General features: G+C 69.7%; 23 protein-coding genes. 10 read left to right on the forward strand and 13 right to left on the reverse strand.

The features are described from left to right. The first annotated feature begins 32 nt into the window (after positions 1 to 32). Positions 33 to 281 carry an SCO4226 family nickel-binding protein gene (locus tag IF17_RS0101435; protein WP_030561275.1) on the forward strand — a complete coding sequence of 83 codons (249 nt, stop codon included), beginning with the start codon at positions 33 to 35 and terminating at the stop codon, positions 279 to 281. A gap of 9 nt (positions 282 to 290) precedes the next feature. Here IF17_RS0101435 and IF17_RS0101440 read toward each other — a convergent pair whose 3' ends face one another. From IF17_RS0101440 to IF17_RS0101450, 3 genes are all read right to left on the reverse strand, one after another. Next, positions 291 to 1271 (reverse strand): quinone oxidoreductase family protein, encoded by a 981-nt coding sequence (locus IF17_RS0101440; RefSeq protein WP_030561277.1) that lies wholly within the window; start codon positions 1269 to 1271, stop codon positions 291 to 293. A 144-nt stretch (positions 1272 to 1415) separates the two neighbouring features. Then, positions 1416 to 2510: an SPFH domain-containing protein gene (locus tag IF17_RS0101445; RefSeq protein ID WP_030561279.1), complete on the reverse strand. Its 1095-nt coding sequence runs from the start codon at positions 2508 to 2510 to the stop codon at positions 1416 to 1418. Between the two features lie 44 nt (positions 2511 to 2554). Further along, positions 2555 to 2992, reverse strand: a complete 438-nt coding sequence (locus IF17_RS0101450; protein ID WP_030561281.1) for an NfeD family protein — start codon at positions 2990 to 2992, stop codon at positions 2555 to 2557. 207 nt (positions 2993 to 3199) lie between these two features. On the opposite strand from IF17_RS0101450, the gene IF17_RS0101455 reads away from it, so the two are divergent. Further along, on the forward strand, positions 3200 to 4012 hold the full coding sequence (locus tag IF17_RS0101455) for an acyltransferase (RefSeq protein ID WP_030561283.1): 813 nt from the start codon (positions 3200 to 3202) through the stop codon (positions 4010 to 4012). A gap of 100 nt (positions 4013 to 4112) precedes the next feature. Here IF17_RS0101455 and IF17_RS0101460 read toward each other — a convergent pair whose 3' ends face one another. From IF17_RS0101460 to ychF, 5 genes are all read right to left on the reverse strand, one after another. After that, positions 4113 to 5180: an NAD-dependent epimerase/dehydratase family protein gene (locus IF17_RS0101460; protein WP_030561285.1), complete on the reverse strand. Its 1068-nt coding sequence runs from the start codon at positions 5178 to 5180 to the stop codon at positions 4113 to 4115. 5 nt (positions 5181 to 5185) lie between these two features. Further along, positions 5186 to 5902 (reverse strand): IspD/TarI family cytidylyltransferase, encoded by a 717-nt coding sequence (locus IF17_RS0101465; protein ID WP_030561286.1) that lies wholly within the window; start codon positions 5900 to 5902, stop codon positions 5186 to 5188. 3 nt (positions 5903 to 5905) lie between these two features. Beyond that, on the reverse strand, positions 5906 to 7474 hold the full coding sequence (locus IF17_RS0101470) for a CDP-glycerol glycerophosphotransferase family protein (protein ID WP_030561289.1): 1569 nt from the start codon (positions 7472 to 7474) through the stop codon (positions 5906 to 5908). A gap of 795 nt (positions 7475 to 8269) precedes the next feature. Beyond that, on the reverse strand, positions 8270 to 9688 hold the full coding sequence (locus IF17_RS0101475; RefSeq protein ID WP_030561291.1) for an ATP-binding protein: 1419 nt from the start codon (positions 9686 to 9688) through the stop codon (positions 8270 to 8272). Between the two features lie 158 nt (positions 9689 to 9846). Then, on the reverse strand, positions 9847 to 10935 hold the full coding sequence (gene ychF / locus IF17_RS0101480; protein ID WP_030561293.1) for a redox-regulated ATPase YchF: 1089 nt from the start codon (positions 10933 to 10935) through the stop codon (positions 9847 to 9849). 330 nt (positions 10936 to 11265) lie between these two features. On the opposite strand from ychF, the gene IF17_RS01000000136065 reads away from it, so the two are divergent. Then, the gene (locus IF17_RS01000000136065) at positions 11266 to 11868 is read left to right on the forward strand and encodes a DUF6542 domain-containing protein (RefSeq protein ID WP_076965775.1); all 603 of its coding nucleotides are present in this window, start codon (positions 11266 to 11268) and stop codon (positions 11866 to 11868) included. Positions 11869 to 11877: 9 nt separating this feature from the next. Here the strand turns inward: IF17_RS01000000136065 and ppgK are convergent, their stop codons facing one another. Both ppgK and IF17_RS0101495 read right to left on the reverse strand, forming a co-directional pair. Further along, complete coding sequence (gene ppgK / locus IF17_RS0101490) at positions 11878 to 12615, reverse strand: polyphosphate--glucose phosphotransferase (RefSeq protein ID WP_030561297.1); 738 nt, start codon at positions 12613 to 12615, stop codon at positions 11878 to 11880. Positions 12616 to 12682: 67 nt separating this feature from the next. Continuing rightward, entirely contained in the window at positions 12683 to 13672 is a 990-nt protein-coding gene (locus IF17_RS0101495; protein WP_209437743.1) for a 4-hydroxy-3-methylbut-2-enyl diphosphate reductase, read from the reverse strand. 100 nt (positions 13673 to 13772) lie between these two features. Between IF17_RS0101495 and IF17_RS0101500 the strand changes: the two genes are divergently transcribed. From IF17_RS0101500 to IF17_RS0101515, 4 genes are all read left to right on the forward strand, one after another. Then, positions 13773 to 15152, forward strand: coding sequence for an APC family permease (locus IF17_RS0101500; RefSeq protein WP_030561301.1), 1380 nt, complete (start codon positions 13773 to 13775; stop codon positions 15150 to 15152). Positions 15153 to 15245: 93 nt separating this feature from the next. Continuing rightward, complete coding sequence (xseA, locus tag IF17_RS0101505; RefSeq protein WP_030561303.1) at positions 15246 to 16490, forward strand: exodeoxyribonuclease VII large subunit; 1245 nt, start codon at positions 15246 to 15248, stop codon at positions 16488 to 16490. A gap of 10 nt (positions 16491 to 16500) precedes the next feature. Continuing rightward, positions 16501 to 16752, forward strand: a complete 252-nt coding sequence (locus IF17_RS0101510) for an exodeoxyribonuclease VII small subunit (protein WP_030561305.1) — start codon at positions 16501 to 16503, stop codon at positions 16750 to 16752. A gap of 134 nt (positions 16753 to 16886) precedes the next feature. Next, on the forward strand, positions 16887 to 17477 hold the full coding sequence (locus IF17_RS0101515; protein ID WP_030561307.1) for a malonic semialdehyde reductase: 591 nt from the start codon (positions 16887 to 16889) through the stop codon (positions 17475 to 17477). 79 nt (positions 17478 to 17556) lie between these two features. On the opposite strand, the gene IF17_RS0101520 is transcribed toward IF17_RS0101515, so the two are convergent. Then, positions 17557 to 18129, reverse strand: a complete 573-nt coding sequence (locus tag IF17_RS0101520) for a DUF4245 domain-containing protein (protein ID WP_076965773.1) — start codon at positions 18127 to 18129, stop codon at positions 17557 to 17559. Between the two features lie 184 nt (positions 18130 to 18313). On the opposite strand from IF17_RS0101520, the gene glpX reads away from it, so the two are divergent. Continuing rightward, positions 18314 to 19345 carry a class II fructose-bisphosphatase gene (gene glpX, locus IF17_RS0101525; RefSeq protein ID WP_030561311.1) on the forward strand — a complete coding sequence of 344 codons (1032 nt, stop codon included), beginning with the start codon at positions 18314 to 18316 and terminating at the stop codon, positions 19343 to 19345. A 79-nt stretch (positions 19346 to 19424) separates the two neighbouring features. Here the strand turns inward: glpX and IF17_RS0101530 are convergent, their stop codons facing one another. Together IF17_RS0101530 and IF17_RS0101535 are read right to left on the reverse strand one after the other, a co-directional pair. Next, positions 19425 to 19796: a WhiB family transcriptional regulator gene (locus IF17_RS0101530; RefSeq protein ID WP_015611061.1), complete on the reverse strand. Its 372-nt coding sequence runs from the start codon at positions 19794 to 19796 to the stop codon at positions 19425 to 19427. A gap of 175 nt (positions 19797 to 19971) precedes the next feature. Continuing rightward, entirely contained in the window at positions 19972 to 20679 is a 708-nt protein-coding gene (locus tag IF17_RS0101535) for a DUF1707 SHOCT-like domain-containing protein (protein ID WP_030561313.1), read from the reverse strand. 203 nt (positions 20680 to 20882) lie between these two features. Here IF17_RS0101535 and IF17_RS0101540 point away from each other — a divergent pair, with 203 nt between their 5' ends. Together IF17_RS0101540 and IF17_RS0101545 are read left to right on the forward strand one after the other, a co-directional pair. After that, positions 20883 to 22553 carry a fumarate hydratase gene (locus tag IF17_RS0101540; RefSeq protein ID WP_030561315.1) on the forward strand — a complete coding sequence of 557 codons (1671 nt, stop codon included), beginning with the start codon at positions 20883 to 20885 and terminating at the stop codon, positions 22551 to 22553. Between the two features lie 500 nt (positions 22554 to 23053). Next, the gene (locus IF17_RS0101545) at positions 23054 to 24358 is read left to right on the forward strand and encodes a M18 family aminopeptidase (protein ID WP_030561317.1); all 1305 of its coding nucleotides are present in this window, start codon (positions 23054 to 23056) and stop codon (positions 24356 to 24358) included. Positions 24359 to 24364: the final 6 nt, after the last annotated feature.

The raw sequence follows: 24364 nt of genomic DNA on the forward strand, positions 1-24364 counted from the left end.
GACCGGATCCGACCATCGGAGGTGTGCGGACCATGACCATGTACATGGATGTCCACCGGGGCATGAAAGGCATCACGGCGGCGCAGCTGAAGGAAGCGCACGAGGCCGACACGGCGATCGAGAAGGAAGAAGGCGTCCACTTCGAACACGCCTGGGCGGACCCGGAATCCGGCACCGTCTACTGTCTCTCCACCGCCCCGTCCGCCGACGCGGTCCAGCGCATCCACGAGCGGGCGGGTCACACGGCCGACGAGATCCACGCGGTGCCGTTGGCCGTGTGACGCGCGGCCTCAGGGGACGAGCAGGGTCTTGCCGACGGTGGTGCGCGCCTCCACGGCGGCGTGTGCCGCGGCCGCCTCCTCCAAGGGGAAGGTCTGACCGACGACGGGCCTGATCGCCCCCTCGACGGCGAGGTCGAGGATGCCGATGACCAGCTCGCGGGCCTGGTCCGGCCGGCTCCAGAGGGCGCGTGCGCTGAAGCCGGTGAGCGTCAGGTTGCGGCTGAGCAGCTCCAGCGGCTTCACGTCGAGCGGCGCCCCGCCGGAGAAGCCGAAGACCACCTGCCGGCCGGTCTCGGAGGCGAGCAGCCCGAACGCCTCGCGGCCGAGGGTGCCGCCGATGTGGTCGAGGACGACGTCGACGCCGCCCCCGGCGACCTCCCGTACGCGGTCCGCCCAGTCGGGCAGCGCGTGGTCGACGGCGTGGTCGGCGCCCAGCTCCTTGACGAGGGTCAGCTTCTGCCCGCCTCCGGCCGTACCGATGACCGTGGCGCCGCGCCGCTTGAGCAGCTGCACGAGGATCGTGCCGACGGCTCCGGCGGCGGCCTGGACGAGGACCCGGTCGCCGGGGGCCACGCGGGCCGCCCGGATCAGGGCCTCGGCGGTGGCACCGTGCCGGTAGAGCGCGACGGCCGCCCCCGTGTCCAGGGCCTCCGGCACGGGGATGAGCGAATCGGCCGGTACGACGGCGAGTTCGGCGTATCCGCCGACGGCGGCGGTCGTGGCGAGCACCCGGCTGCCGAGGACCGCCTCACCGGCACCGGGACCGGTCGCCACGACCTCACCCGCGACCTCCTTGCCCAGCACCAGGGGCAGGGGCGCCTGCCCCGGCGCGTCCCGCATCAGCCCGGCGCGGATCTGGGTCTCCAGGAACTGGATGCCGACGGCGCTCACGCGGACTGTCACCTCGCCGGGGCCGGGCCGCGGGTCGGGCACCTCTGCGACGGCCAGCCGGTCGGGGGGGCCGAAGTCCTTCAGCAGGACGGCGCGCACGGGTCCTCACTCCTTCATGGGTGGGTGTACGTCCTACGCTCCGCACCCCGAGTCGGCAACAGTCGGCCAACTATTGCCGCCCCCAAGAACCGACGCAAGGGCCGCCTGCCCCCCAGCTCAGCCGCCGGCCACCCGCACCTGCACCTACACCGGCCCCCGCCCCGGCCGCTGGACCTCCCCCGCCGCCTCCGCCTCGGCCTTCGCGTCGCTCACCGCGACGGCGGCCTGCTTCGCGGCCTCGTCGGCGGCCGCGGCGGCGTCCAGCGCGAGCGTCGGGTCCCCCTCGATCTCCGGGGCTCCGTCGCCCTCCGGCGTACCGTCGTCGTCGGCCGCTTCCTCGCGCTGCGCGGTGACCGGGGCTCCCATCTCCGACCGGTCGCCGAACGCGCTGGTGACGGCGCGGACCGCCTCGGTCAGCTCGCCCGGGATCACCCAGAACGTGTTGTTCTCGCTCTGCGCCAGATGCGGGAGGGTCTCCAGGTACTTGTAGGCGAGGACCTTGGCGTCGGCGTTGTTGCGGTGGACCGACTGGAAGACGAGCTCCACCGCCTTGGACTCGCCGTCCGCCCGCAGGATCATGGCCTGCTGCGTACCCTGCGCCTCCAGGATGTCCTTCTGCTTCGTACCCTCCGCGGTGAGGATCTTGGCCTGCCGCTCCCCCTCGGCGTGCAGGATGGCCGCGCGCTTGTCGCGCTCGGCCCGCATCTGCTTCTCCATCGCCTCTTTGATGGTGTTCGGCGGATCGATGGCCTTGATCTCGACCCGGTTGACGCGGATCCCCCACTTGCCGGTCGCGTCGTCGAGGACGGCGCGGAGCCGGGCGTTGATCTCCTCACGCGAGGTGAGCGTCCCCTCCAGGTCCATACTGCCGATGACGTTACGCAGCGTGGTCACGGTGAGCTGGTCGATCGCCTGCAGATAGTCGGCGACCTCGTAGGCCGCCGCCCGCGGGTCGGTGATCTGGTAGTAGAGCACGGTGTCGATGTTCACCACGAGGTTGTCCTCGGTGATCACCGGCTTGGGGTCGGACGAGTAGACCTGTTCACGCACGTCGAGTTTGGTGTTGACCCGGTCCGCCACCGGCAGGACGAAGTTCAGGCCTGGCTGCAGGGTCCGGCGGTACCGGCCGAACCGCTCGATGTTGTAGCGGCGCGCCTGCGGAACGATCCGCACGGTCGCGGCCACGAGGAACACCACGACGATCGCCGCCACGAGAATCGGGATGACCACCGGATCCATGCGTCCTCCCTCGCTAGATGCGCTACGTGTTCAGCCGTTCACGTTCACGGAAGAAGCTCGCGCGGGTACACGACGGCTGTGGCGCCTTCGATCTCCATGACGTCCACCAGCGCTCCCACCGGGATCACATGGGTCTCGTCGAGAGCCCGGGCGGACCACTCCTCACCGGAGACCTTGACCAGGCCGTGGGTGGCGGTCACCTCCTGCATGACCTCGGCCCGCTTGCCGATCAACGCGTCGCTGCCCTCACGGGTGATGGGCGAGTTGGCGAGGGCCCGCAGAGCGACCGGACGTACGAGAACGAGTCCGGCAGCCGCCGCCAAGGCGAGCGCCACGAGCTGACCCAGCAGGCCGATTCCCACACCCGCCACCACGGCGGCGACCATCGCGGCGCCGGCCAGCAGCCCGAAGACCAGCGTCAGGGTGAAGAACTCCGCGACGCCAAGCGCCGCGGCGGCGAGCAACCATGCGAGCCACGGCATCGGATCAGCCTCCCTAAGGGGACTTCTTCCATCAAATCTACCCTTCAGGCGCCGACGGGAACCGCTTGTCCCGGTTCGATCACGCCAATTCGGCAATAGTCTCGTCTGATAAATTGAGCCGGAATCCCATGCCGGAACGGAGGTACGAGGGGCAGGCCCGACCCCTGACCGGTCAAGGTCGAGGTCGAGACCACCCCTCAGATCGCGATGCTGCAAGTGCGCAAGCTGGAGCGCTACAAGGACGATCAAGGAAACGAGATCGTCTACGACGGCGAGGTCCGGGAAGAAAAGATCGATATCCGGTTCAAGGGGGCGAACAACAAGCTCGTCATCAGCCCTGAAGCGGACATCAAGGACCTGCTCGTCATCTTCACCGGGAACAACGGGCGGATCGATATCGGGCGCACCACCAAGCGGCGTGCGGGTCTGCGCTTCGAACTGCGCTGCGGGCACGAGTCCACGATCCGGATCGGTGAGAACGTCGGCTGCGCCGGCCGTACCTTCATATCCGCCGTCGAGGGCGTCTCGGTGACGATCGGCGCCGACGTGATGTTCGCCAAGAACATCGAGGTGCGCGGCGACGACACCCACCCGATCTTCGACGTGCGCAGCGGGAAGCGCGCGAACCCGTCCCAGTCGATCGTCGTGGGCGAGCACGTCTGGATCGCGAAGCACGCGGTCGTGATGGGCGGCGCCACCATCGGCAACGGCTCGGTGATCGGCTTCCGTTCCATCGTCACCAAAGCCATCCCCAACAACTGCGTTGCTGTGGGGGCCCCGGCAAAGGTGGTCAAGCGGAACATCGCCTGGGAGCGTCCCGAGGTCGTCACCCGCCTGCCCGGTGAGGAGTTCCCGCGCAAGGGGGAGAAGTCCGAGCAGTACTGGAACCTCACCGACGACGACGGTGGCAGTGGTGCCCAGGAGAAGGTGATCGTGCGGCCGCAGCCGAAGAAGCGGCGGCTCGCCTCCTACGCTCCGGCTCCGGTGAAGCGACTGGCGAGGAAGCTGCGCTCCTCCTGAACCGCCTGCCTCCGGCGGCTCATCGGCAGCCACTGAACAACGGCCTCGGGCCCGGACTTCCGTCCGGGCCCGAGGCCGTTGTTCAGTGCGGGGAGACGCTCTAGGCGCCGCCCGCGACCGTCGACTCCAGGTGGGTCACCATCCGGTCCAGACCGGTCGGCAGATCGACCACCGCGCTCCAGCCGAGCGCCGCGAGCCGGGCGCTGTCCAGGCCCTGCTTCTTGCTCATGCTGTACGCGCGCGCGTCGGCCTCGTTGGTGAACCGGAGCTGCTGCCCGCGCTCCGGGCGCACCTCGGTGAAGAGCTCGGCCAGCCGGCGGATCGAGACCAGACCGGCCGGGTCCGCGACGTTGTAGGCCGCCTCGTCACCGCGGAGCAGCGCGTAGAACAGCCCGGCGATGGCGTCGGCCACGTAGGTGTAGGTCCGGACGCCGGAACCGTCGCTGTTGAGGACGATGTCCTTGCCGGCCACCACGTTCGCCGCGAAGTCGGCCTGCACCCGGCCGTCGTCGAGCGCCATGCCCGGCCCGTAGACGTGGCCGAACCGGACGACGTGGCTGCGGATGCCGTACTGCGCCTGGTAGGTCGCGCCGATCGTCTCCGCGGCGCGCTTCCCCTCGGCGTAGCAGGCCCGCGGGTTGAGGATGTCGAACCCGCCGTAGCTCTGCTCGTCGATGAGCTCGGTCTCCGGGGCCTGGGCACCGTAGACCTCCGCCGAGGACATCAGCAGGAAGCCGCGGCTGGCCTTCTCCACACAGAGGTCGAGCAGGTTGAACGTGCCGAGCAGGTTCGCCTTGATCGTCAGGACCGGCTGGCTGCCGTGCAGGGCGGGCCGTGCGGCGCTCGCCCCGTGGATCACGTAGTCGACGGGGCCGGGCAGCTCCAGGGGAGCCGACACGTCCTGGACGACCAGGTGGAAGTCCGGGCGGTCGAGCACGTCCGCGAGCAGCCGCCGGGCCTTCTCCTCGTTCCGCACCAGGCCGTGCACGGTGATGCCCGCGCCGTGCCGGTCGTTCAGTGCGAGCAGGGTGTAGACGACGTACGACGGCAGCATGCCGCTCGCACCGGTGACGAGCACGGTGGTGCCGGACAGCTCGCCCCACGGCAGGTCACGGTCGAGGATCTCTTCGAGGTCGCGCGCCACGACCGGGCTGGAAACGGTGGTCATGGAGCTCACAGCCCTACGATCTGCTGGTTCTCGAGGATCTCGAAGTACGTCCGGCAGAGGTAGAAGTCCTCGGCCGTCGTGATCTTGATGTTCGAGCGGGGGCCGACGACCCGGTAGATCTTGCGGCCGTACCGGTGCATCAGGGAGCACGAGTCGATGCTGTCGTGCTCGCCCTCCTCGACCGCCCGGTCGTACAGCGAGAGGATCTCGCCGAGCCGGAAGCTCTGCGGGGCCTGGGCGGCGTAGATGTGGTCGCGCGGGATCACGTCGTCGATGTGGTCGTGCTCACTCGACACCACGGTCTCGTTGAACTTGGTGCAGGTGATGGCCGAGCCGTGCTCCAGCACCGTCGCGATGTTGGAGCTGATCAGCTTGGCGTCGATCAGCGGCCGCACGCCGTCGTGGACGAGCACGACGGTGTCCTCGGGACACTCGGCGGCGACGGTCTTGAGCGCGTTGTGCCGCGACTCCTGACCGGTCTTGCCGCCGTCGATGACCCACTTGACCTTCTGGATCTCATAGCGCGTCAGCAGCTTCATCATGTGCTCGCGGTACTCCGGGAGGATCGCGATGGCTATCGCGTCTATCTCGGGGTGCGCCTCGAAGTGCTGAAGGGTGTGGATGATGACGGGCTTGCCGTGGACTTCCAGGAACTGCTTGGGAAGGGCACGGCTGTTCATCCGGGAGCCGATGCCTCCGGCGAAAAGCAGGGCGACGTTCATGTTTTATTCCTCCGACTGGTCACTGAGCGGCTGGTCTCCCACCGCGGTATCGTCCGGGACGGGTGCGAGCCACGGCTGGAATCCGCCGGTCTCATTGCCGTGATCTCCGACGACCAGCCAGTCGATCACGCGGTCCGCCGAATTCGTGTCGACGTAGTCGAAGTTGTCCCGCCGGAATTCCTCGACCTTGGAAAGGTCGAAGTCCTCGTCCTGCAGGGACTTGAGCAGTTCATCGAAGGTCACGCACACCTTGCCGGGGGCAACGGCGTCGTAGTCGCGGTGGAATCCGCGGACCACGGAATACGTGTCCTTGTCGTACGCGTAGAACAGGATCGGCTTGTCGAGCAGCGTGTACTCGTAGATGACGGACGAGTAGTCCGTGACGAGCACGTCGGTGACGTGCAGCAGGTCGTTCGTGTCCGGGAACTCCGCGAAGTTGATCAGCCGGTCCGCGTACTCGGCCGGGATCGGCGGCTCCTCCGAGATGAAGTGGTGCATCCGGAAGAGGACGACGTACTTGTCGCCGCAGACCTCGTGGAGCTTCTCGAAGTCGATGCGGTCGTAGTCGTAGTGCGCGTCCCCGATGCTCTTCCCGCGGAAGGTCGGCGCGAACAGCACGATCTTCTTGCCCTTGAGGTGCGGGTAGGAGGCGAAGAAGTCGTCCTTGACCTTCCGCGAGTGGTCCTCGTTCAGGAAGGTGTCGATGCGGGGCAGACCCGTCGGGACGACCGCCGACTCCTCGATACCGAACGCCTCGGCGTACACCGGCACCAGGTGCTTGGACCCGGTGATGACGTAGGTGTACTTGCGGTGGGCGTTGGACAGCTTCGGCGAACCGTACTTGCCGAACCGGCTGTAACCGACGGCCTTGAAGCCACTGCCGGCGTGCCAGAGCTGAATGATCTTGGTGTCCGGCGAGATGTTGAGGTTCGCGAGAAGACCGAAGTAGTCGTCCATCAGGACGGTGTCCGACGTCGCCAGCCGGTAGATCAGGCGGAGCGTGCTCCACTTGTTCGCCGTCGCCGGCACACGGAACGAATAATTGAACGTGTGCTTCTTGTCGAGACCGCGCTCGATCATCCGGTCGTGGACGCGCGCCAGGTTGCCACCGAGACCGGTGCGCATCTCCGAGGCGAACAGGATCCGGTTCCCCTTCGGCGGGTTCAGCCGACGGGCCGTCCGGTAGAACTTGTTGGCCATCTTCCGGCGCCGGGCCCGCGGGAACACCTTCAGCGATATTCGCTTGCCGAGCGGCTTCTTCTTCGCCGGCTTCTTCGCCCCGGCACCGCGGAACAGCTGGTACGTCCGCATGAGGAACGCGGGGTGGTCCTCGTCGTCCGAGATCCCGAACGCGATCACGTATACGGACCGGTTCTGGTCGTACAGGAAGGTACGGGAGTCGGAGTCGAGCCGGTCCGCGGTCTTGAGGTCGAAGGTCGCCTCAGGCAGTCGCTCGTCATCGATCACCGGGACGATCCGCCACGTACCGTTGGGCACCTGGCGCCGGTCCCGGAAGTTGGTGACGTTGATGTCCAAGCGGTGGTGTTCGGCGTCGATTTGCTGAGAGTTCACCGGGAATTCTCGCCCGTTGTCAACTATCAGGAAGCGCAGAGCACTAGGATCTCCAGTGAAGTCGGAGACCGCCACATTGAGAGTGAGATGCACGCGCTCCCAGGATATGGCCGCAATTGAGCAACGCGCCATCGTCGTCCTTCCATTCGTGATCCGTCGTGCCTTCGTTCCGAGGCGTGCGCGACGGCTACGAAGCCTGCCAGCGCCAGGTGAGACGGTTATCGGAGCATAGCGTACGGGGTCACGCCCACCCCAAACCAAGGGCGGGGGCCGGAGCCCCCCAGGACTGCGGTCGAGCGCACCCGTCGGGACCCCCGCAGAACCCTCTCATCTCCACCTCCGACCTGCTTGAACGATGCCGTCGGCGAGTTCGCATCTTGGTTACGTACATGTGACATCCAGGCTTTTCCCACTTCAGGGCGAGGCGCGATGAAAGGCGAGGGCGGCGCCAGGTAGGTGGTGTCAGAAAGTAACGACACCGACACGCAAAGCATTGCCGGGCGCGACCGCACCGGAGTGCCGTTGCCGGGCAGTCAAGAGCGCGCCGGTGTGGCGGAGTTCACACATTCGGCGGAGTTCCCCCTGGGTGGCTGCGTGACCGAAATGTGGCGCAATATCAGCACGGGTGCCGGGATTCACGACATGGATACGAGAGGGCCCAGGATCGCCGACGCCGCACAACAGCGCCGACAAGGGCCGGGGCCCGAGGGGCTTCTCCGCAACACTGGGGGCCCCATCAGCACTTGGGGCACCATCGCGCTCACGAACTCCCGCGCCTCGCCTGCGATCCGCCACTCACAGCGGCCAAGCGGTCAGCAAGTCACCGGGGCCGTAGGCTGCGTCGAGGCCCGGAGGTCCGACGCCGCTGCGCGAGACCGCCACGACGGGAACGGGTTCGTCGGTGAGGGCGGCCCGGTGTCGATGGAGAGCCGCCAGGTCGTGCCGGTCGAAGGGGGACCGCTCCAGCCACTTGATCGAGCCGACGAAGAACAGCTCCTTGGCGATGGGGGCGCGGTCCGCCCCCACGATGTCGATCTCGACGTCGTTGGTGCGGGTCCAGTAGCCGCCCACCGCGGGGGCTGCGGGGAGCTGATCGTCGGGCAGTGTCCGGGCGAGCGCCTCGCGGATGAGCGGCTCGACCGCCCGGCCACGCCAGCTGGTCCAGCTCTCCCGGATCCGCGCCAAGGTCAGATCGCCCCGCCCTCGCTCGATCTCCTCCATGGAGGGGCCGAGCAGGTGCAGCCAGAACCGCAGGTAGGGATCTGCCACCCGGTAGCGGCGATCCTTCGACGGACGCAGCGACACGGGCAGCTCCGCAGCGACGATCCGTTTGTCCGTGAGCAGCTCCAGCGCTCGTTGCAGCGGCGTGGCCCCGATACCGCCGGCCGCACGAGCGATGTTGGTGAAGCTCCGTTCACCACTGCCGATGGCCGCGAGCACCGTACGCGCCTGAGCCTGTGGGGGAAATTCGGCAGCCAGCGAGCGTTCGGCCGACACCAGCAGGGCCGAGACCGGGTCGTTCAGCGCCTCACCGAGGAAGTCCCACAGCCCTGCGCCCCGCGGCCACTCCGCGCAGATCAGCGGCAGTCCGCCGGTGACCAGCGCCGCATCGAAGGCTTCCGCCGGATCCAGCCCGAGCATCCGCCCCACCTCGGCGGGGTTCAGCGGTCCGAGCACCATCTCCCGGCCGCGCTGATGGAAGGGGCGGTCATAGCTGTTCAGAGCCTCCATCATCGACAGATCGGAACCGATGAGGACCAACAGCACCGGCTTCGTCTCCAGCACCCGGTCCCAGGCCCGTTGCAGCATCCCCTCAAAGGCGCCATCGGCGTCCATCAGGTACGGCGCCTCGTCGATGACCAGCACGCTCGTCCGGTCGGCGGGCAGCGCCGCAGCCAGCACATCGAACGCGGCATCCCAGTTCTCCGGCCGTGCGGCGGCCACCAGCCCCGCCAACGGCAGCGTCGACGCCTGGGCGTCCCGGGCCAACCGCGCCAGTTCATCCCTGGGGGCCGCACCGGTCGCCGCGTAGAACAGGAACGGAGCTCCGGAGCGCTCCGCGAACCGCTCGACCAAGCGCGACTTGCCCACCCGGCGCCGCCCCCGCAGCATCACGCACCGACCGGGCCGCTCCCCGCCGACCCCTGCCGCCACCTTCTGCAGCTCTCGCTCCAGCGTCGCCAGCTCCTGCCGACGGCCTACGAAATCCACCACGCCTGTCGACCTCCAAGCATGATACTAACGCCGATGTTAGCAACATGGAGGTTAGTGCATACCATGACATCAGCGCACAAGGGGCCCGCCTCCGAGGGAGGCGGGCCCCTTCCTGCATGCACGCCCGACGAATCGCCTGACGCAAAGTATCGGTACGGCTACACGTTGAAGCGGAATTCCACGACGTCCCCGTCCTGCATCACGTACTCCTTGCCCTCCATGCGCGCCTTGCCCTTGGCGCGGGCCTCGGCGACCGAGCCCGTTTCGACCAGGTCGTCGAAGGAGATGATCTCCGCCTTGATGAAGCCCTTCTGGAAGTCGGTGTGGATCACACCGGCCGCCTCCGGGGCCGTGGCGCCCTTCTTGATGGTCCAGGCGCGGGCTTCCTTCGGGCCTGCCGTGAGGTAGGTCTGGAGGCCCAGGGTGTCGAAGCCGACGCGGCCGAGGGTGGCGAGGCCGGGCTCCTCCTGGCCCATGGACTGGAGGAGCTCCAGGGCCTCGTCGTCGTCGAGCTCGATGAGCTCGGACTCGATCTTGGCGTTGAGGAAGATCGCCTCGGCGGGGGCGACCAGGGCGCGCTGCTCGTTCTTGAAGTCCTCGTCGACCAGCTCGTCCTCGTCGACGTTGAAGACGTAGAGGAACGGCTTGACGGTGAGCAGGTGCAGCTCGTGGAGGAGCTTGCCCTTCTCCGTGGCGGCCGTGATGCCGGCCGAGAAGAGGGTCTGGCCGGACTCCAGGATCTTCTGCGCGTCCTCGACCGCGGCGAGCACCGCGATCTTGTCCTTCTGGAGGCGGGACTCCTTCGTCAGGCGCGGGACGGCCTTCTCGACGGACTGGAGGTCGGCGAGGATCAGCTCGGTGTTGATCGTCTCGATGTCGTCCTTCGGCGAGACCTTGCCGTCGACGTGGACGACGTTCTCGTCCTTGAAGGCGCGGATGACCTGGCAGATCGCGTCGGACTCCCGGATGTTCGCGAGGAACTTGTTGCCCAGGCCCTCACCCTCCGACGCGCCCCGGACGATGCCGGCGATGTCGACGAAGTCCACCGTGGCCGGCAGGAGCTTCTGGGAGTTGAAGATCTCCGCGAGCTTGTTCAGGCGCGGGTCCGGGACGCCGACCACACCGACGTTCGGCTCGATCGTGGCGAACGGGTAGTTGGCCGCCAGCACGTCGTTCTTGGTCAGGGCGTTGAACAGGGTCGACTTGCCGACATTCGGCAGACCGACGATTCCGATCGTGAGCGACACTTTGGCGACTTCCTGGAGTGAGGAGGGGGTCAGGGGCGTCCGGGGCCGGCTCAGCGGTTCGGGCCGGGTCACGGAGTGGACCGATTCTCCAGTTTACGGGCGGGGGCGCGCGGCCCCGCACGGGTCCGCCGCAGGCCGTACGTACACCGCCGAACAGGTCCGTTTCGGCCGTGTGGCATCGAACGCAACGCCAAGGTCGGCCAAAGCGCGTGTCCAACGCCTGATTCCTCCCGCCCCGCGACCTACGTTGTCCCCGTGGAGCAGCACAGGACACGTCCCCCGCAGCGCAGGCCGGCCCCGCAGGCCGCGTCCGCCCCTCCCGTCCCGCCCGTGCAGGGTGCCTTCGGCGAGTCCGCCACCGTCTACCGGGCGGGTGGCAGCGGCGGGCGGGTGCGTGCCGTGCCTCCCGTGCTGCTCGCCCTGCGGCGGTTCCCCAACCCCCGGCTCACCGGGATCGGGGCCGGGCTGTTCGCCGCGCTGACCATGTTCGTGCTCGCCTGTCTGGACCGGCTGCTGTTCGACAGCTCCGAACTCGTCTACGGGCTGCTGTTCCTGCCGGTCAGCGCGCTCACCGCGCTCTGGGTCCGGCCCGCCGACCTCGTCACCGCGCCGATCAGCGTGCCCATCGCCTTCGCCGTCGGGGTCTTCCCGATCTCCGGGGGGTCGGAAGGATTCGGCGGGCAGACCATGGCCCTGGTCACCGCGCTCGCCGTGCACGCCGGCTGGCTGTACGGCGGAACGCTGATCGCCGGTCTCATCGCCTCCGTACGCAAGGTTCTGCACATGCGGGCCAGGCAGCGGTATCTGCTGGCCCAGGGGCGTACGGGAGGAGCGGAGAAGGCCCCGCGGCCCGCGGCGGGCCGGGTGCCGAAGAAGGTGGCCGGGGCGGGCGCGCCGGCCGGGCGGGCCGAACGGCCCCGCGCCAGCCGGTAGCGCCGACGCCTACTTCCCCGCCGCCGCCATCGCCGCGCCGACGATCCCCGCGTTGTTCTGCAGCTCCGCCGGGACCATCTCCGCGCGGACCTTCTCGATCAGCGGCAGGAACTTCTCCGCCTTGCGGCTCACTCCGCCGCCGATGATGAACAGCTCGGGCGAGAACAGCATCTCCACGTGCAGCAGATACTTCTGCACCCGGTGCGCCCAGTGCTGCCAGCTGAGGTCCTCGTCCTCCTTGGCCTTCGTGGAGGCGCGCTTCTCCGCGTCGTGGCCGTGCAGCTCCAGGTGGCCCAGCTCGGTGTTGGGGACGAGGCGGCCGTCGACGAAGAGCGCGCTGCCGATGCCCGTACCCAGGGTCAGCATGATGACCGTGCCCTTACGGCCCCGGCCCGCGCCGAACGTCATCTCCGCGACCCCCGCCGCGTCCGCGTCGTTCAGGATCGTCACCGGCTGGCCGACCCGCTCGCCCAGCAGGGCGCGGGCGTCCGTGTCGATCCAGCCCTTGTCGACATTGGCCGCCGTGCGCGTGACGCCGTCCGTGACGACGCCCGGGAACGTGATCCCGATGGGGCCCTGCCAGTCGAAGTGGCCGACGACCTCGGCCACGCAGTCGGCCACGCGGTCGGGCGTGGCCGGATGCGGTGTCAGCACTTTGTGGCGCTCCTGCGCCAGGTCCCCTCGGTCCAGGTCCACGGGAGCGCCCTTGATCCCTGAACCGCCGATGTCCACGCCGAAGATCTCCATGGAAACACCGTACGGGGAGGCAGGGCGCCGTGCCCTGCTACTCCGCCTACTCGGTGTCTGCCCGCGCCTACTCGGCGGAGAGGGCCGCCGCCTCGGCGCGCAGGTCGCGGCGGAGCTCCTTGGGGAGGGAGAAGGTGATCGACTCGTCGGCCGTCTTGACCGTCTCCACGTCCTCGTAGCCACGCTCGGCGAGCCACTCCAGGACCCCGTCGACCAGGACGTCGGGGACCGAGGCACCGGAGGTCAGGCCGACCGTGGACACGCCCTCCAGCCACGCCTCGTCGATCTCGCTCGCGAAGTCGACCAGGTACGCGGCGTCGGCTCCGGCGTCGAGGGCGACCTCGACCATGCGGATGGAGTTCGAGGAGTTCTTGGAGCCGACCACGATGACCAGCTCGGCGTCCTCGGCCAGCTTCTTCACCGCGATCTGGCGGTTCTGCGTGGCGTAGCAGATGTCGTCGCTGGGCGGCGAGAGGAGGTTGGGGAACTTCGACTTGAGCGCGCCCACCGTCTCCATCGTCTCGTCGACGGAGAGGGTGGTCTGGGAGAGCCAGACGACCTTGGACTCGTCGCGGACCTCGATGTTCGCCACGTCCTCGGGGCCGTCGACCAGCTGGATGTGGTCGGGGGCCTCGCCGGAGGTGCCGATGACCTCCTCGTGGCCCTCGTGGCCGATCAGGAGGATGTCGTAGTCCTCCTTGGCGTACCGGACGGCTTCCTTGTGGACCTTGGTGACCAGCGGGCAGGTCGCGTCGATGGTCGCGAGCCTGCGCTCGGCGGCCTCCGCGTGGACGGTGGGCGCGACTCCGTGCGCGGAGAACATCACGATGGAGCCCTCGGGGACCTCCGCGGTGACGTCCACGAAGATCGCACCCTTCTTCTCCAGGGTCTGCACGACGTACTTGTTGTGCACGATCTCGTGGCGGACGTAGATCGGGGCCCCGTACTGCTCCAGGGCCTTCTCGACGGCGATCACGGCGCGGTCCACGCCCGCGCAGTAGCCACGGGGTGCGGCGAGCAGGACACGGCGGGCAGGCTTTGCAGTCATGCGTCCCATCGTAAGGCCGTACCCAGCGGGCGCCTCGACGGCCGGGTCGGGAGACTGATGGCGGTACCTGGGGGAACGATCTGTGGCGGACAGTGACTGTGGAGGGTTCATGACGTCGGTCCCGGGAAGCGACAGCGGAAGCAGCGTCGAGGAGGGGAAGCTGCGGCGGACCCTCGGCTTCCGGGACCTCGTCGTCTACGGGCTGCTGTTCATCGCCCCCATGGCCCCCGTCGGCATCTTCGGCACGCTCGACGCCAAGTCCGGCGGGTCGGTCGCCCTCGTCTACATCGTGGCCACCGTCGTCATGGGGTTCACCGCCTTCAGTTACGCCCAGATGGTGCGGGTCGCCCCCTTCGCCGGCTCGGTCTTCACGTATGCCCGCAAGGGGCTCGGGGAAGGGCCCGGGTTCATCGCGGGGTGGATGGCGATGCTCGACTACCTGCTGATCCCCGCCGTCGCCTACCTCTTCTCCGGGATCGCGATGAACGCGCTGGTCCCGGAGGTGTCGCGGTGGGTGTGGACCGCGATCGCCGTCCTCGTGACCACGCTGCTCAATCTGTGGGGGGTGCGGGCGGCGGCGCGGGTCGGGTTCGCCGTGCTGGCCATGGAGATCGTGGTGCTGCTGGTCTTCGTGGTGTCGGCCGTGGTCGTCCTCGTACGGGACGGGGCGCAGCGCGGGTGGCTGACACCGCTGACCGGGGACGCGGCGTTCTCCATGGCGGCGGTGCTGGGCGCGGTGTCGGTGGCGGTGCTGTCGTATCTGGGGTTCGACGCCATCGCCTCGTTCGCGGAGGAGGTGACGGGCGGGTCGCAGAAGGTGGCGCGGGCGGTGCTGTTCTGTCTGGTGCTCGCGGGTTCCCTGTTCATCGTGCAGACCTATCTGGCCGCGTTGCTGGAGCCGATGAGCTCGGCCGAGCTGGCGGCGGATCCGGCGGCGCAGGGGTCGGCCTTCTACGACGCGGTCGACGCCTCCGTCGGGACCTGGCTGCACGACCTGGTGGCGGTGAGCAAGGCGATCGGGGCGGCGTTCGCGGCGCTGGCGGGGCAGGCGGCGGCCGGGCGGCTGGTCTTCGCGATGGCCCGGGAGCGGCGGCTGCCGCACCTCCTCGCGAAGGTCGACCCGAAGTCGGGCGTGCCGCGGCTGGCGATCCTGGGTGCGGCGATCGTGACGCTGGTGGCCGCCGTGTGGGCGGCCCGGCGCGACGACGGTCTCGACCATCTGGTGTCGGTGGTGGACATCGGGGCGCTGACCGCGTTCGTGCTGCTGCACGCGTCGGTGGTCGGCTGGTTCGTCGTACGCCGGATGTCGGGGCCGCCCGTCTGGTGGAAGCACGTGCTGTTCCCGGTGGTCGGGGCGGGGGTGCTGGTCGCCGTGATCGTGGAGGCGACGACGAGCGCCCAGGTGGTGGGGGTGTGCTGGCTGGCGGTGGGGTTCGTGGTGCTCGCGGTGCAGGGGGCGGGCGGGCGCGGGATGGAGCGTCCTCAGTAAGGGCCGCAGTAAGGGCCTCGGTACGCGTCTCGGTAAGGGGTTGCCCTTCCCGGACCGCCGTCGTTGTCGGTGCGTCCCGATACGCTCGGGCGCATGGCTCTCAACACGTCCGCGGAAGCGCCGCTGCCCGTCGGTGAGGTGTCGCGCCTGATCGGGGGGTGGATCGACCGGCTCGGTGCCATCTGGGTGGAGGGGCAGATCACCCAGCTTTCGCGGCGGCCGGGTGCCGGGGTCGTCTTCCTGACCCTGCGCGACCCGTCCCACGACATCTCGGTGAGCGTGACCTGCTTCCGGCAGGTCTTCGACCGGATCGCCGACGTGGTCAGCGAGGGCGCGCGGGTCGTCGTCCTCGCCAAGCCCGAGTGGTACGCGCCCCGGGGGCAGCTGTCGCTGCGGGCCACTGACATACGGCCGGTGGGCATCGGCGAGCTGCTGGTGCGGCTGGAGCAGCTGAAGAAGTCGCTGGCCGCCGAGGGGCTCTTCGCGCCGGCCCGGAAGAAGCCGCTCCCCTTCCTGCCGCAGCTCATCGGGCTGGTCAGCGGGCGGGCCTCCGCTGCCGAGCGCGATGTCCTGGAGAACGCCCGCCGCCGCTGGCCCGCCGTGCGCTTCGAGGTCCGCAACGCCGCCGTGCAGGGGGTGAACGCGGTCAGCCAGGTGGTCCAGGCCATCGAGGAGCTGGACGCGCTGCCCGAGGTGGACGTGATCGTGGTGGCGCGGGGCGGCGGCAGCGTGGAGGACCTGCTGCCGTTCTCCGACGAGCAGCTGATCCGGGCCGTCGCCGCGTGCCGTACGCCGGTGGTCTCCGCGATCGGCCACGAGCCCGACTCCCCGCTGCTGGACCTGGTGGCCGACCTGCGCGCCTCCACGCCCACGGACGCGGCCAAGAAGGTCGTACCGGACGTGGGCGAGGAGCTGGAGAAGGTGCGGCAGCTCCGGGACCGGGCGCTGCGGACCGTACGGGGGATCCTCGACCGCGAGGAGCGGGGGCTCGCGCACGCGCTGGGCCGACCCGCGATGGAGCGGCCGCAGCGGCTGGTGGACGAGCGCGAGGCCGAGGTGGACGCGCTCGTCGGGCGGAGCCGCCGGGTGCTGGGCCATCTGCTGGACCGGGCCGATTCGGAGCTCGCGCACACCCGGGCCCGAGTGGTATCGCTGTCGCCCGCCGCCACGCTGGAGCGGGGGTACGCGGTGCTCCAGCGGCCTGACGGCCATGTGGTGCGCTCCCCCGACGAGGCCGGGGCGCCCGGTGAGCCGCTGCGGGCGCGGGTCTCGGAGGGCGAGTTCACGGTGCGGGTGGACGGGGACGGACCCCGCGATGACGTTGCAGCTCGGAACTAGGGTGGTTCACATGACGGACGACGGTACGGCGGCGGCTGCCGCGACGAGCACGCTCGGGTACGAGCAGGCGCGGGACGAGCTGATCGAGGTCGTACGCCGGCTGGAGGCGGGCGGCACGACGCTGGAGGAGTCGCTGGCCCTGTGGGAGCGGGGCGAGGAGCTGGCGAAGATCTGCCGCCACTGGCTGGAGGGTGCCCGGGCCCGGCTGGACGCGGCGCTGGCCCGGCCGGAGAGCGAGCCCGGCACGGCCTCCGACGGCTGATCGCGCGGCGGGGCGAGACCCGGGAAGCTGTGGAGTGGATCACTCCCCTCCGGTTTTAGTTGAAAGTTAACCTACCTCTCCGTTACGGTCGATGCGTTACTCCCCCCGCGCCCTTTCGGAAGGTTTGCCCTCGCATGTCCCTCGTTCTCGACCCCGCCGCCCAGGACCTCCTCTTCCGCGAGGCCCGCACCGCCAACACCTTCACCGACGAGCCGGTGACCGACGAGCAGGTCCAGGCGATCTACGACCTGGTCAAGTTCGGCCCGACCGCCTTCAACCAGTCGCCGCTGCGCGTCGTCCTGGTCCGCTCCGCCGAGGGCCGCGAGCGCCTCGTGCAGCACATGGCCGAGGGCAACCGCCCGAAGACCGCCACCGCCCCGCTGGTCGCCATCCTGGCCGCCGACAACGAGTTCCACGAGGAGCTCCCGGCGCTGCTGCCGCACTTCCCGCAGGCCAAGGACATGTTCTTCGCCGAGCGCCCGGTCCGTGAGTCGGCCGCCGGCCTCAACGCCGCGCTCCAGGCCGCCTACTTCATCATCGGCGTCCGCGCCGCCGGCCTGGCCGCCGGACCGATGACCGGCTACGACGCCGCCGGCATCCAGAAGGAGTTCCTGGACGACGACCACACCCCGCTGATGGTCGTCAACATCGGCAAGCCGGGCGAGGACGCCTGGTTCCCGCGCAGCCCGCGCCTCTCCTACGACGAGGTCATCAAGACCGTCTGAGCGGCCACGCGCCTACGTGAAGGGGCCCCGGAACACCTGGTGTTCCGGGGCCCCTTCACCTACGCACAACTGCGAAGGCTCAGGAGGCGGTCGGAGAGGCCGACGGCACCGGGCCCCCGACCGGCTCCGTCTTCAGCGCCTCGGCCATCTCCACCAGCCGCTCCCTGGGGGCCGAGCCGGTCACCACGGTGGTGTGGCCCTTCTCCGGCAGGACGAGGGCGTCGTACTTCTCGCCCTCCCAGACCTGCCATTCGCGGCCCGCGACCTTCGCGGTGGTCCCGGTGTCCTTGGCCTTCTGGCTGACCTGGGGCACGTACGTCCGCGCGGCGGCCGTGGACTGCTCGACCGCGACGTACTTGCCGTCCGGGTCGAGGAAGCCGATGTGCCAGGCCTTGCCGGCGGTGGCGTCGTACGAGACGGAGGTCGGCTTCCACTTCTCCGGCAGGCCCTCCGGCGCGGCGACCGGGTAGGGCGCGGTGGTCCGCACCGTCGCCAGTTCCACGGTGAAGTCGACGGCCTTGACGGGGTCGAGGTTCTCGTCGTGCGGAACGAAGATGTAGATGACGCCCGCACAGGCGGCGGTCACCATGGTCGACAGGAACATGTTCCTGGCGGTCTGCTTGCCTCGCTTGCTCTCTGCCACGGCATCCATGGTGGCACGCGGCCCGGCACGCCCGGCCGCAGGGTGGGGCCCGGCGTGGGCGCTGACCGTGGGTGGCGGCGGGGACACGGACCGGGGTGCTCATGCGTGACCCGCACTGCTCATTTTATCGACCTACCGATAGAGTCACAGCACCCTCATATCCGGTCGTCGCCGTACAGAAAGGTGCGCTCCGATGTCCGAGCATCATCTGCCGTCCCAATTGGAGGTCTCCCCGGAGGCCCCCGACCGCAACCTGGCCCTGGAGTTGGTCCGGGTCACCGAGGCCGCCGCGATGGCCGCCGGGCGCTGGGTGGGCCGCGGCGACAAGATCGGCGCCGACGGCGCCGCCGTGAAGGCCATGCGCACCCTCGTCTCGACCGTCTCGATGAACGGCGTCGTCGTCATCGGGGAGGGCGAGAAGGACGAAGCCCCCATGCTGTTCAACGGCGAGCGGGTCGGCGACGGCACCGGCGCCGAGGTCGACATCGCGGTCGACCCGATCGACGGCACCACGCTCAACGCCAAGGGCATGCCGAACGCGATCGCCGTGCTGGCGGCCGCCGACCGCGGGGCGATGTTCGACCCGTCCGCGGTCTTCTACATGGACAAGCTGGTCACGGGTCCCGAGGCCGCCGACTTCGTCGACATCAACGCGCCCGTGGCGGTGAACATCCGGCGCGTCGCGCGGGCGAAGAACTCCACGCCCGAGGACGTCACCGTCGTCATCCTGGACCGCCCCCGCCACGAGGGCATCGTCAAGGAGATCCGGGAGACCGGCGCACGCATCAAGTTCATCTCCGACGGCGACGTGGCGGGCTCCATCATGGCCGCCCGTGAGGGCACCGGCGTCGACCTGCTGATGGGCATCGGCGGCACCCCCGAGGGCATCATCTCGGCGTGCGCCATAAAGTGCCTCGGCGGTGTCATCCAGGGCAAGCTCTGGCCCAAGGACGAGGCGGAGCGGCAGAAGGCGCTGGACGCGGGCCACGATCTGGACCGGGTCCTGTCCACCGACGACCTGGTCAGCGGCGACAACGTGTTCTTCGTGGCGACGGGGATCACCGACGGTGAGCTGATGCGCGGTGTGCGGTACCGCGCGGAGACGGCCACCACCGAGTCGATCGTGATGCGCTCCAAGTCCGGCACGATCCGGACGATCTCCTCGACCCACCGGCTGTCGAAGCTGCGCGCCTACAGCGCCATCGACTTCGACCGCGCGAAGTAGCGGAGCGACAGACAGAAGGAGGGGGCGCGGGGGCCATGGTCCCCGCGCCCCCTCCTCCTTTGAAGCTTCCTTCGAAGTCTCAGCCGGCCGCGGCTATGCGCTCCGCCGGTGCGGCGGCGGTCAGCTCGATGTCGCGCCGGCGCCTGCGGGCCAGCGCCACCCGGCGCTCGGCGGCGGTCAGCCCGCCCCACACCCCGTACGGCTCGGGCTGCATCAGTGCGTGCTCCCGGCACGCCACCATCACCGGGCAGCGGGCGCAGACGCGCTTGGCGGCCTCCTCACGGGCCAGTCGGGCGGCGGTCGGCTCCTTCGACGGGGCGAAGAACAGCCCGGCTTCGTCCCGGCGGCACACCGCCTCCGAGTGCCAGGGGCCCGCCTCGTCCTCCCGGGCGGGGGTCCGCTGGGCAGGAACGGCGGCGACCTGCAGAGGCTGATGCGGCGGTTGCAGCACGGTCTACTCCTGACGACGGCTACGGCTTCGCGAGCGAGAGACGATGCAGCAGTCCATACCCGTTGCGTGTACGCCTATGCACGCAGCGGCACCGGCGCACGGCGCGCGACAAGGGCTCCGGGAGGTGTTCTGGCTGATTCCCGAACGTGCGTCCGCCGAGCCGTTCGAGCCGTTCTCAGTGCCCGAGGTGCTTGCGCAGCCGCCGCTGGAGGTCCGTGACGAACTTGCCCCGCTTGGGCTTCGCCTCCACGCTGCCGAGCACCGCGTAGCCGTTCACGACCACGACCGGGGCCTCCGGGTCCATCGACTCCAGGGTGCGGACGTCGAAGTCGCCGAGGACGCCCGTTCCGCTGCCGCGCAGGGTGACGTTCTCCGGCACCCGGATCTCGACACTGCCGAAGATGGCCGTGGCGTTGATGACGGTGAGTCGTTGGCTGAAAAGCGCCTCGGTCAGATCGATCTCCACGCTGCCGAAGAGCGAGAAGGCGTTCGTCCGGGGGCCGACGCGCCAACGGCCCTTGCGGGTGGCGCTGCTGAAGATCGCGACGAGGTTGTCCGTCGGGCCGTCCTGCGGTTCGGGGCCGTAGGCGTACGGCTGCGGTCCCCGACCCGGGGCGGCTCCGGAGGAGGCGGCGGGCAGATCGCGGACCAGCGGCTGGAGTTCACCGACGGTCTTGGCCCGGTAGACGAGGTCGACCCGCTCCGCGTGCTCGTCCGCCGTCAGGCGCCCCTCGGCCATCGCCTCGCGCAGGATGTCCGCGATCCGGTCGCGGTCGGCGTCGGAGGCGCGGATCGAGTCGCCGGGCGCGGCCTCGGCGGGCGAGACCTGGGCGGGCGGGGCGGCCGGCCGGGCGGGCTGCTGGGGCTGCTTCTCTAGGTCCACCGGCCCAGCGTACCCAAACGCGATAGATCGCGACTACCCCTCCGGGCGGCGCGCCCGGGGGGAGAAACGGCGCGCCCGAGGCGGAAGGCCCGGTCTCGAGGTGAGCCTTACCTCACAGGATCGGCCGAGGAGGCGCGTTCTACCCTGGTTGATGCGCTGCCCAAGGGAGGTCAGCCGCTGTCGCCGAGTGAGGAATGGCCGTAATGCCAGAGTTTGCGTACTCCGATCTGCTCCCCCTGGGAGAGGACACCACGCCGTACCGTCTGGTGACCGCCGAGGGTGTCTCCACCTTCGAGGCCGACGGCCGTACGTTCCTCAAGGTCGAGCCGGAGGCGCTGCGCACGCTGGCCGCCGAGGCGATGCACGACATCTCGCACTATCTGCGCCCGGCCCACCTGGCGCAGCTGCGGCGGATCGTGGACGACCCGGAGGCCTCCTCCAACGACAAGTTCGTGGCGCTGGACCTCCTGAAGAACGCGAACATCGCCGCCGCGGGCGTCCTGCCGATGTGCCAGGACACCGGGACCGCGATCGTCATGGGCAAGCGCGGGCAGAACGTGCTGACCGAGGGCGGTGACGAGGAGGCCCTGTCGCACGGGATCTTCGACGCGTACACCAAGCTCAACCTGCGCTACTCGCAGATGGCCCCGCTGACCATGTGGGACGAGAAGAACACCGGCTCCAACCTCCCGGCCCAGATCGAGCTGTACGCCACCGACGGCGGCGCGTACAAGTTCCTGTTCATGGCAAAGGGGGGCGGCTCGGCCAACAAGTCGTTCCTCTACCAGGAGACGAAGGCCGTCCTCAACGAGGCCTCCATGATGAAGTTCCTGGAGGAGAAGATCCGTTCGCTCGGGACTGCGGCCTGCCCGCCGTACCACCTGGCGATCGTGGTCGGCGGCACCTCGGCGGAGTTCGCGCTGAAGACCGCCAAGTACGCCTCCGCGCACTATCTGGACGAGCTGCCCGCCGAGGGCTCCCCCACGGGGCACGGCTTCCGGGACAAGGAGCTGGAGGAGAAGGTCTTCGAGCTGACGCAGAAGATCGGGATCGGCGCGCAGTTCGGCGGCAAGTACTTCTGCCACGACGTGCGCGTGGTGCGCCTCCCCCGGCACGGCGCCTCGCTGCCCGTCGCCATCGCCGTCTCCTGCTCGGCCGACCGCCAGGCCACCGCGAAGATCACCGCCGAGGGCGTCTTCCTGGAGCAGCTGGAGAAGGACCCGGCGCGCTTCCTCCCGGACACCACCGACGAGCACCTCGACGGGGCCGGCGGGGACGTCGTGGAGATCGACCTCAACCGGCCGATGGACGAGGTGCTGGCCGAGCTGACCAAGTACCCGGTCAAGACCCGGCTCTCGCTGACCGGCCCGCTGGTCGTGGCGCGCGACATCGCGCACGCCAAGATCAAGGAGCGCCTGGACGCGGGCGAGGAGATGCCGCAGTACCTCAAGGACCACCCGGTGTACTACGCGGGTCCGGCGAAGACGCCCGAGGGGTACGCCTCCGGCTCCTTCGGCCCGACGACGGCCGGCCGCATGGACTCGTACGTCGAGCAGTTCCAGGCGGCGGGCGGCTCCAAGGTGATGCTCGCCAAGGGCAACCGCAGCAAACAGGTCACCGACGCCTGCGGCTCGCACGGCGGCTTCTACCTCGGCTCGATCGGCGGCCCGGCGGCCCGTCTGGCGCAGGACTGCATCAAGAAGGTCGAGGTCGTCGAGTACGAGGAGCTCGGCATGGAGGCGGTCTGGCGGATCGAGGTCGAGGACTTCCCCGCGTTCATCGTGGTCGACGACAAGGGCAACGACTTCTTCACCGAGCCCGCCCCGGCGCCCACGTTCACCAGCATTCCGGTCCGGGGCCCCGGCCTGGGCTGACCGGCGGCGGCAGCAGACGGTGCGGAGGGGGCGTCCGAACGGGCGCCCCCTCTCCCGTACAACGGGCACCCCCGTACGTCGATATCAAGCCAATCTCGCGACAGCGGACACCACCTGCCCGACCGGGCCCGGAACAGGCGCGACGGCCTCCATCGCACGCCTGCCGCCCGTCGCGAAGGTCATGCGGGCGCCACGGGCCGGGCGCTTTCAGCTCGCCCGAACGGACACCGTACGAAAAGGCGTTAGGGAACATCCCGCGCCAAAGGCGCCGCGCGCCCCCGCCCCCGCGCCGGGCGGATGGCCAGTCCTGCACCGCCGCTTTCCCGCAGCCCGCCGCCTTCCGGGCTTGCGCCGCGCGGGGGCAACCGCGAAGGGTTATCGAACGTTCCTGACAATCTCCATCGGCCCGACTGCACCGGCCTGATCCGCAGGGCGCCCCACGGCGCCCTGCGGCCTTTCGCCGCGCAGCCACTGCCGAACTCCGGAAAGGCGGACGCCGAATGACTCCGGCCCCCCACCGCAGCCACACCGACGACCTGCTCGCCTTCATCGCCGCCAGCCCCTCGCCGTACCACGTGGTCGCGAGCGCCGCCCAGCGGCTGGAGAAGGCCGGATTCCGCGAGCTGCTCGGCACGGACGACTGGACCGGGGCGACCGGCGGCTGCTTCGTCAGCCGGGCCGGTGCGCTGATCGCCTGGTACGTCCCCGAGGGCGCGCCCGCGCACACCCCGTTCCGGATCGTCGGCACCCACACCGACTCGCCGAACCTGCGCATCAAGCCCGCACCGGACACCGGCAGTTCGGGGTGGCGGCAGATCGGGGTGGAGATCTACGGCGGGGTCCCGCTGAACACCTGGCTCGACCGGGACCTCGGCATCTCCGGCCGGCTCGCCCTGCGCGGCGGCCCGGACGGCACCCCGCGCAGCCGCCTCGTACAGATCGACGAACCGCTGCTCCGCGTACCGCAGTTGGCCATCCACCTGGACCGCACGGTCAACGACGGGGTGGCGCTGGACCGGCAGCGCCACATCGCCCCGATCTGGGCGCTGGGCGACCCGCGCGAGGGCGAACTGCTGCGGCTGGTCGCGGCGGCGGCCGGGGAGGACCCGGCGGACGTGCTGGGCTGGGACCTGATGCTGCACGACGTCCAGCCGCCCGGATACCTGGGCGCCGAGCGGGAGTTCGTCGTCGCGTCCCGGCTGGACAACCAGGTCTCCGTGCACGCCGGGGTGACCGCGCTGGTCGACGCGGCGACCGGGGTCACCGAGCCGTCCTTCGTCCCGGTGTTGGCCGCCTTCGACCACGAGGAGGTCGGCAGCGGTTCCGAGACGGGGGCCCAGAGCCCGCTGCTGGAGCGGGTGCTCTCGCGTTCGGTCGCGGCCCGGGGCGGCAGCGACGAGGACTGGTCGCGGGCGCTGTCGGGGGCGTTCTGCGTCTCCGCCGACATGGCGCACGCGGTGCACCCCAACTACGCGGAGCGCCACGACCCCGACCACCGCCCGCTGCCCAACTGCGGCCCGACGGTCAAGGTGAACGTCAACCAGCGGTACGCCACCGACTCCACCGGCATCGCCCTGTTCACGGCCGCCTGCGAGCGGGCGGGCGCCCCCTGGCAGCCGTTCGTCTCCAACAACGCGATGCCCTGCGGCACGTCGATCGGCCCGCTCACCGCCGCCCGCCTCGGCGTCACCACGGTGGACGTGGGGGTGCCGGGCCTCTCGATGCACTCGGCGCGCGAGCTGTGCGGGGTGAAGGACCCGGCGTATCTGGCGGCGATCCTGGGCGCGGTGATGACGGGCGGCTGACGACGG

It is taken from the genome of Streptomyces cyaneofuscatus, assembly GCF_000718135.1.
In the GTDB taxonomy this organism is placed as follows: Bacteria; Actinomycetota; Actinomycetes; order Streptomycetales; family Streptomycetaceae; genus Streptomyces; species Streptomyces cyaneofuscatus.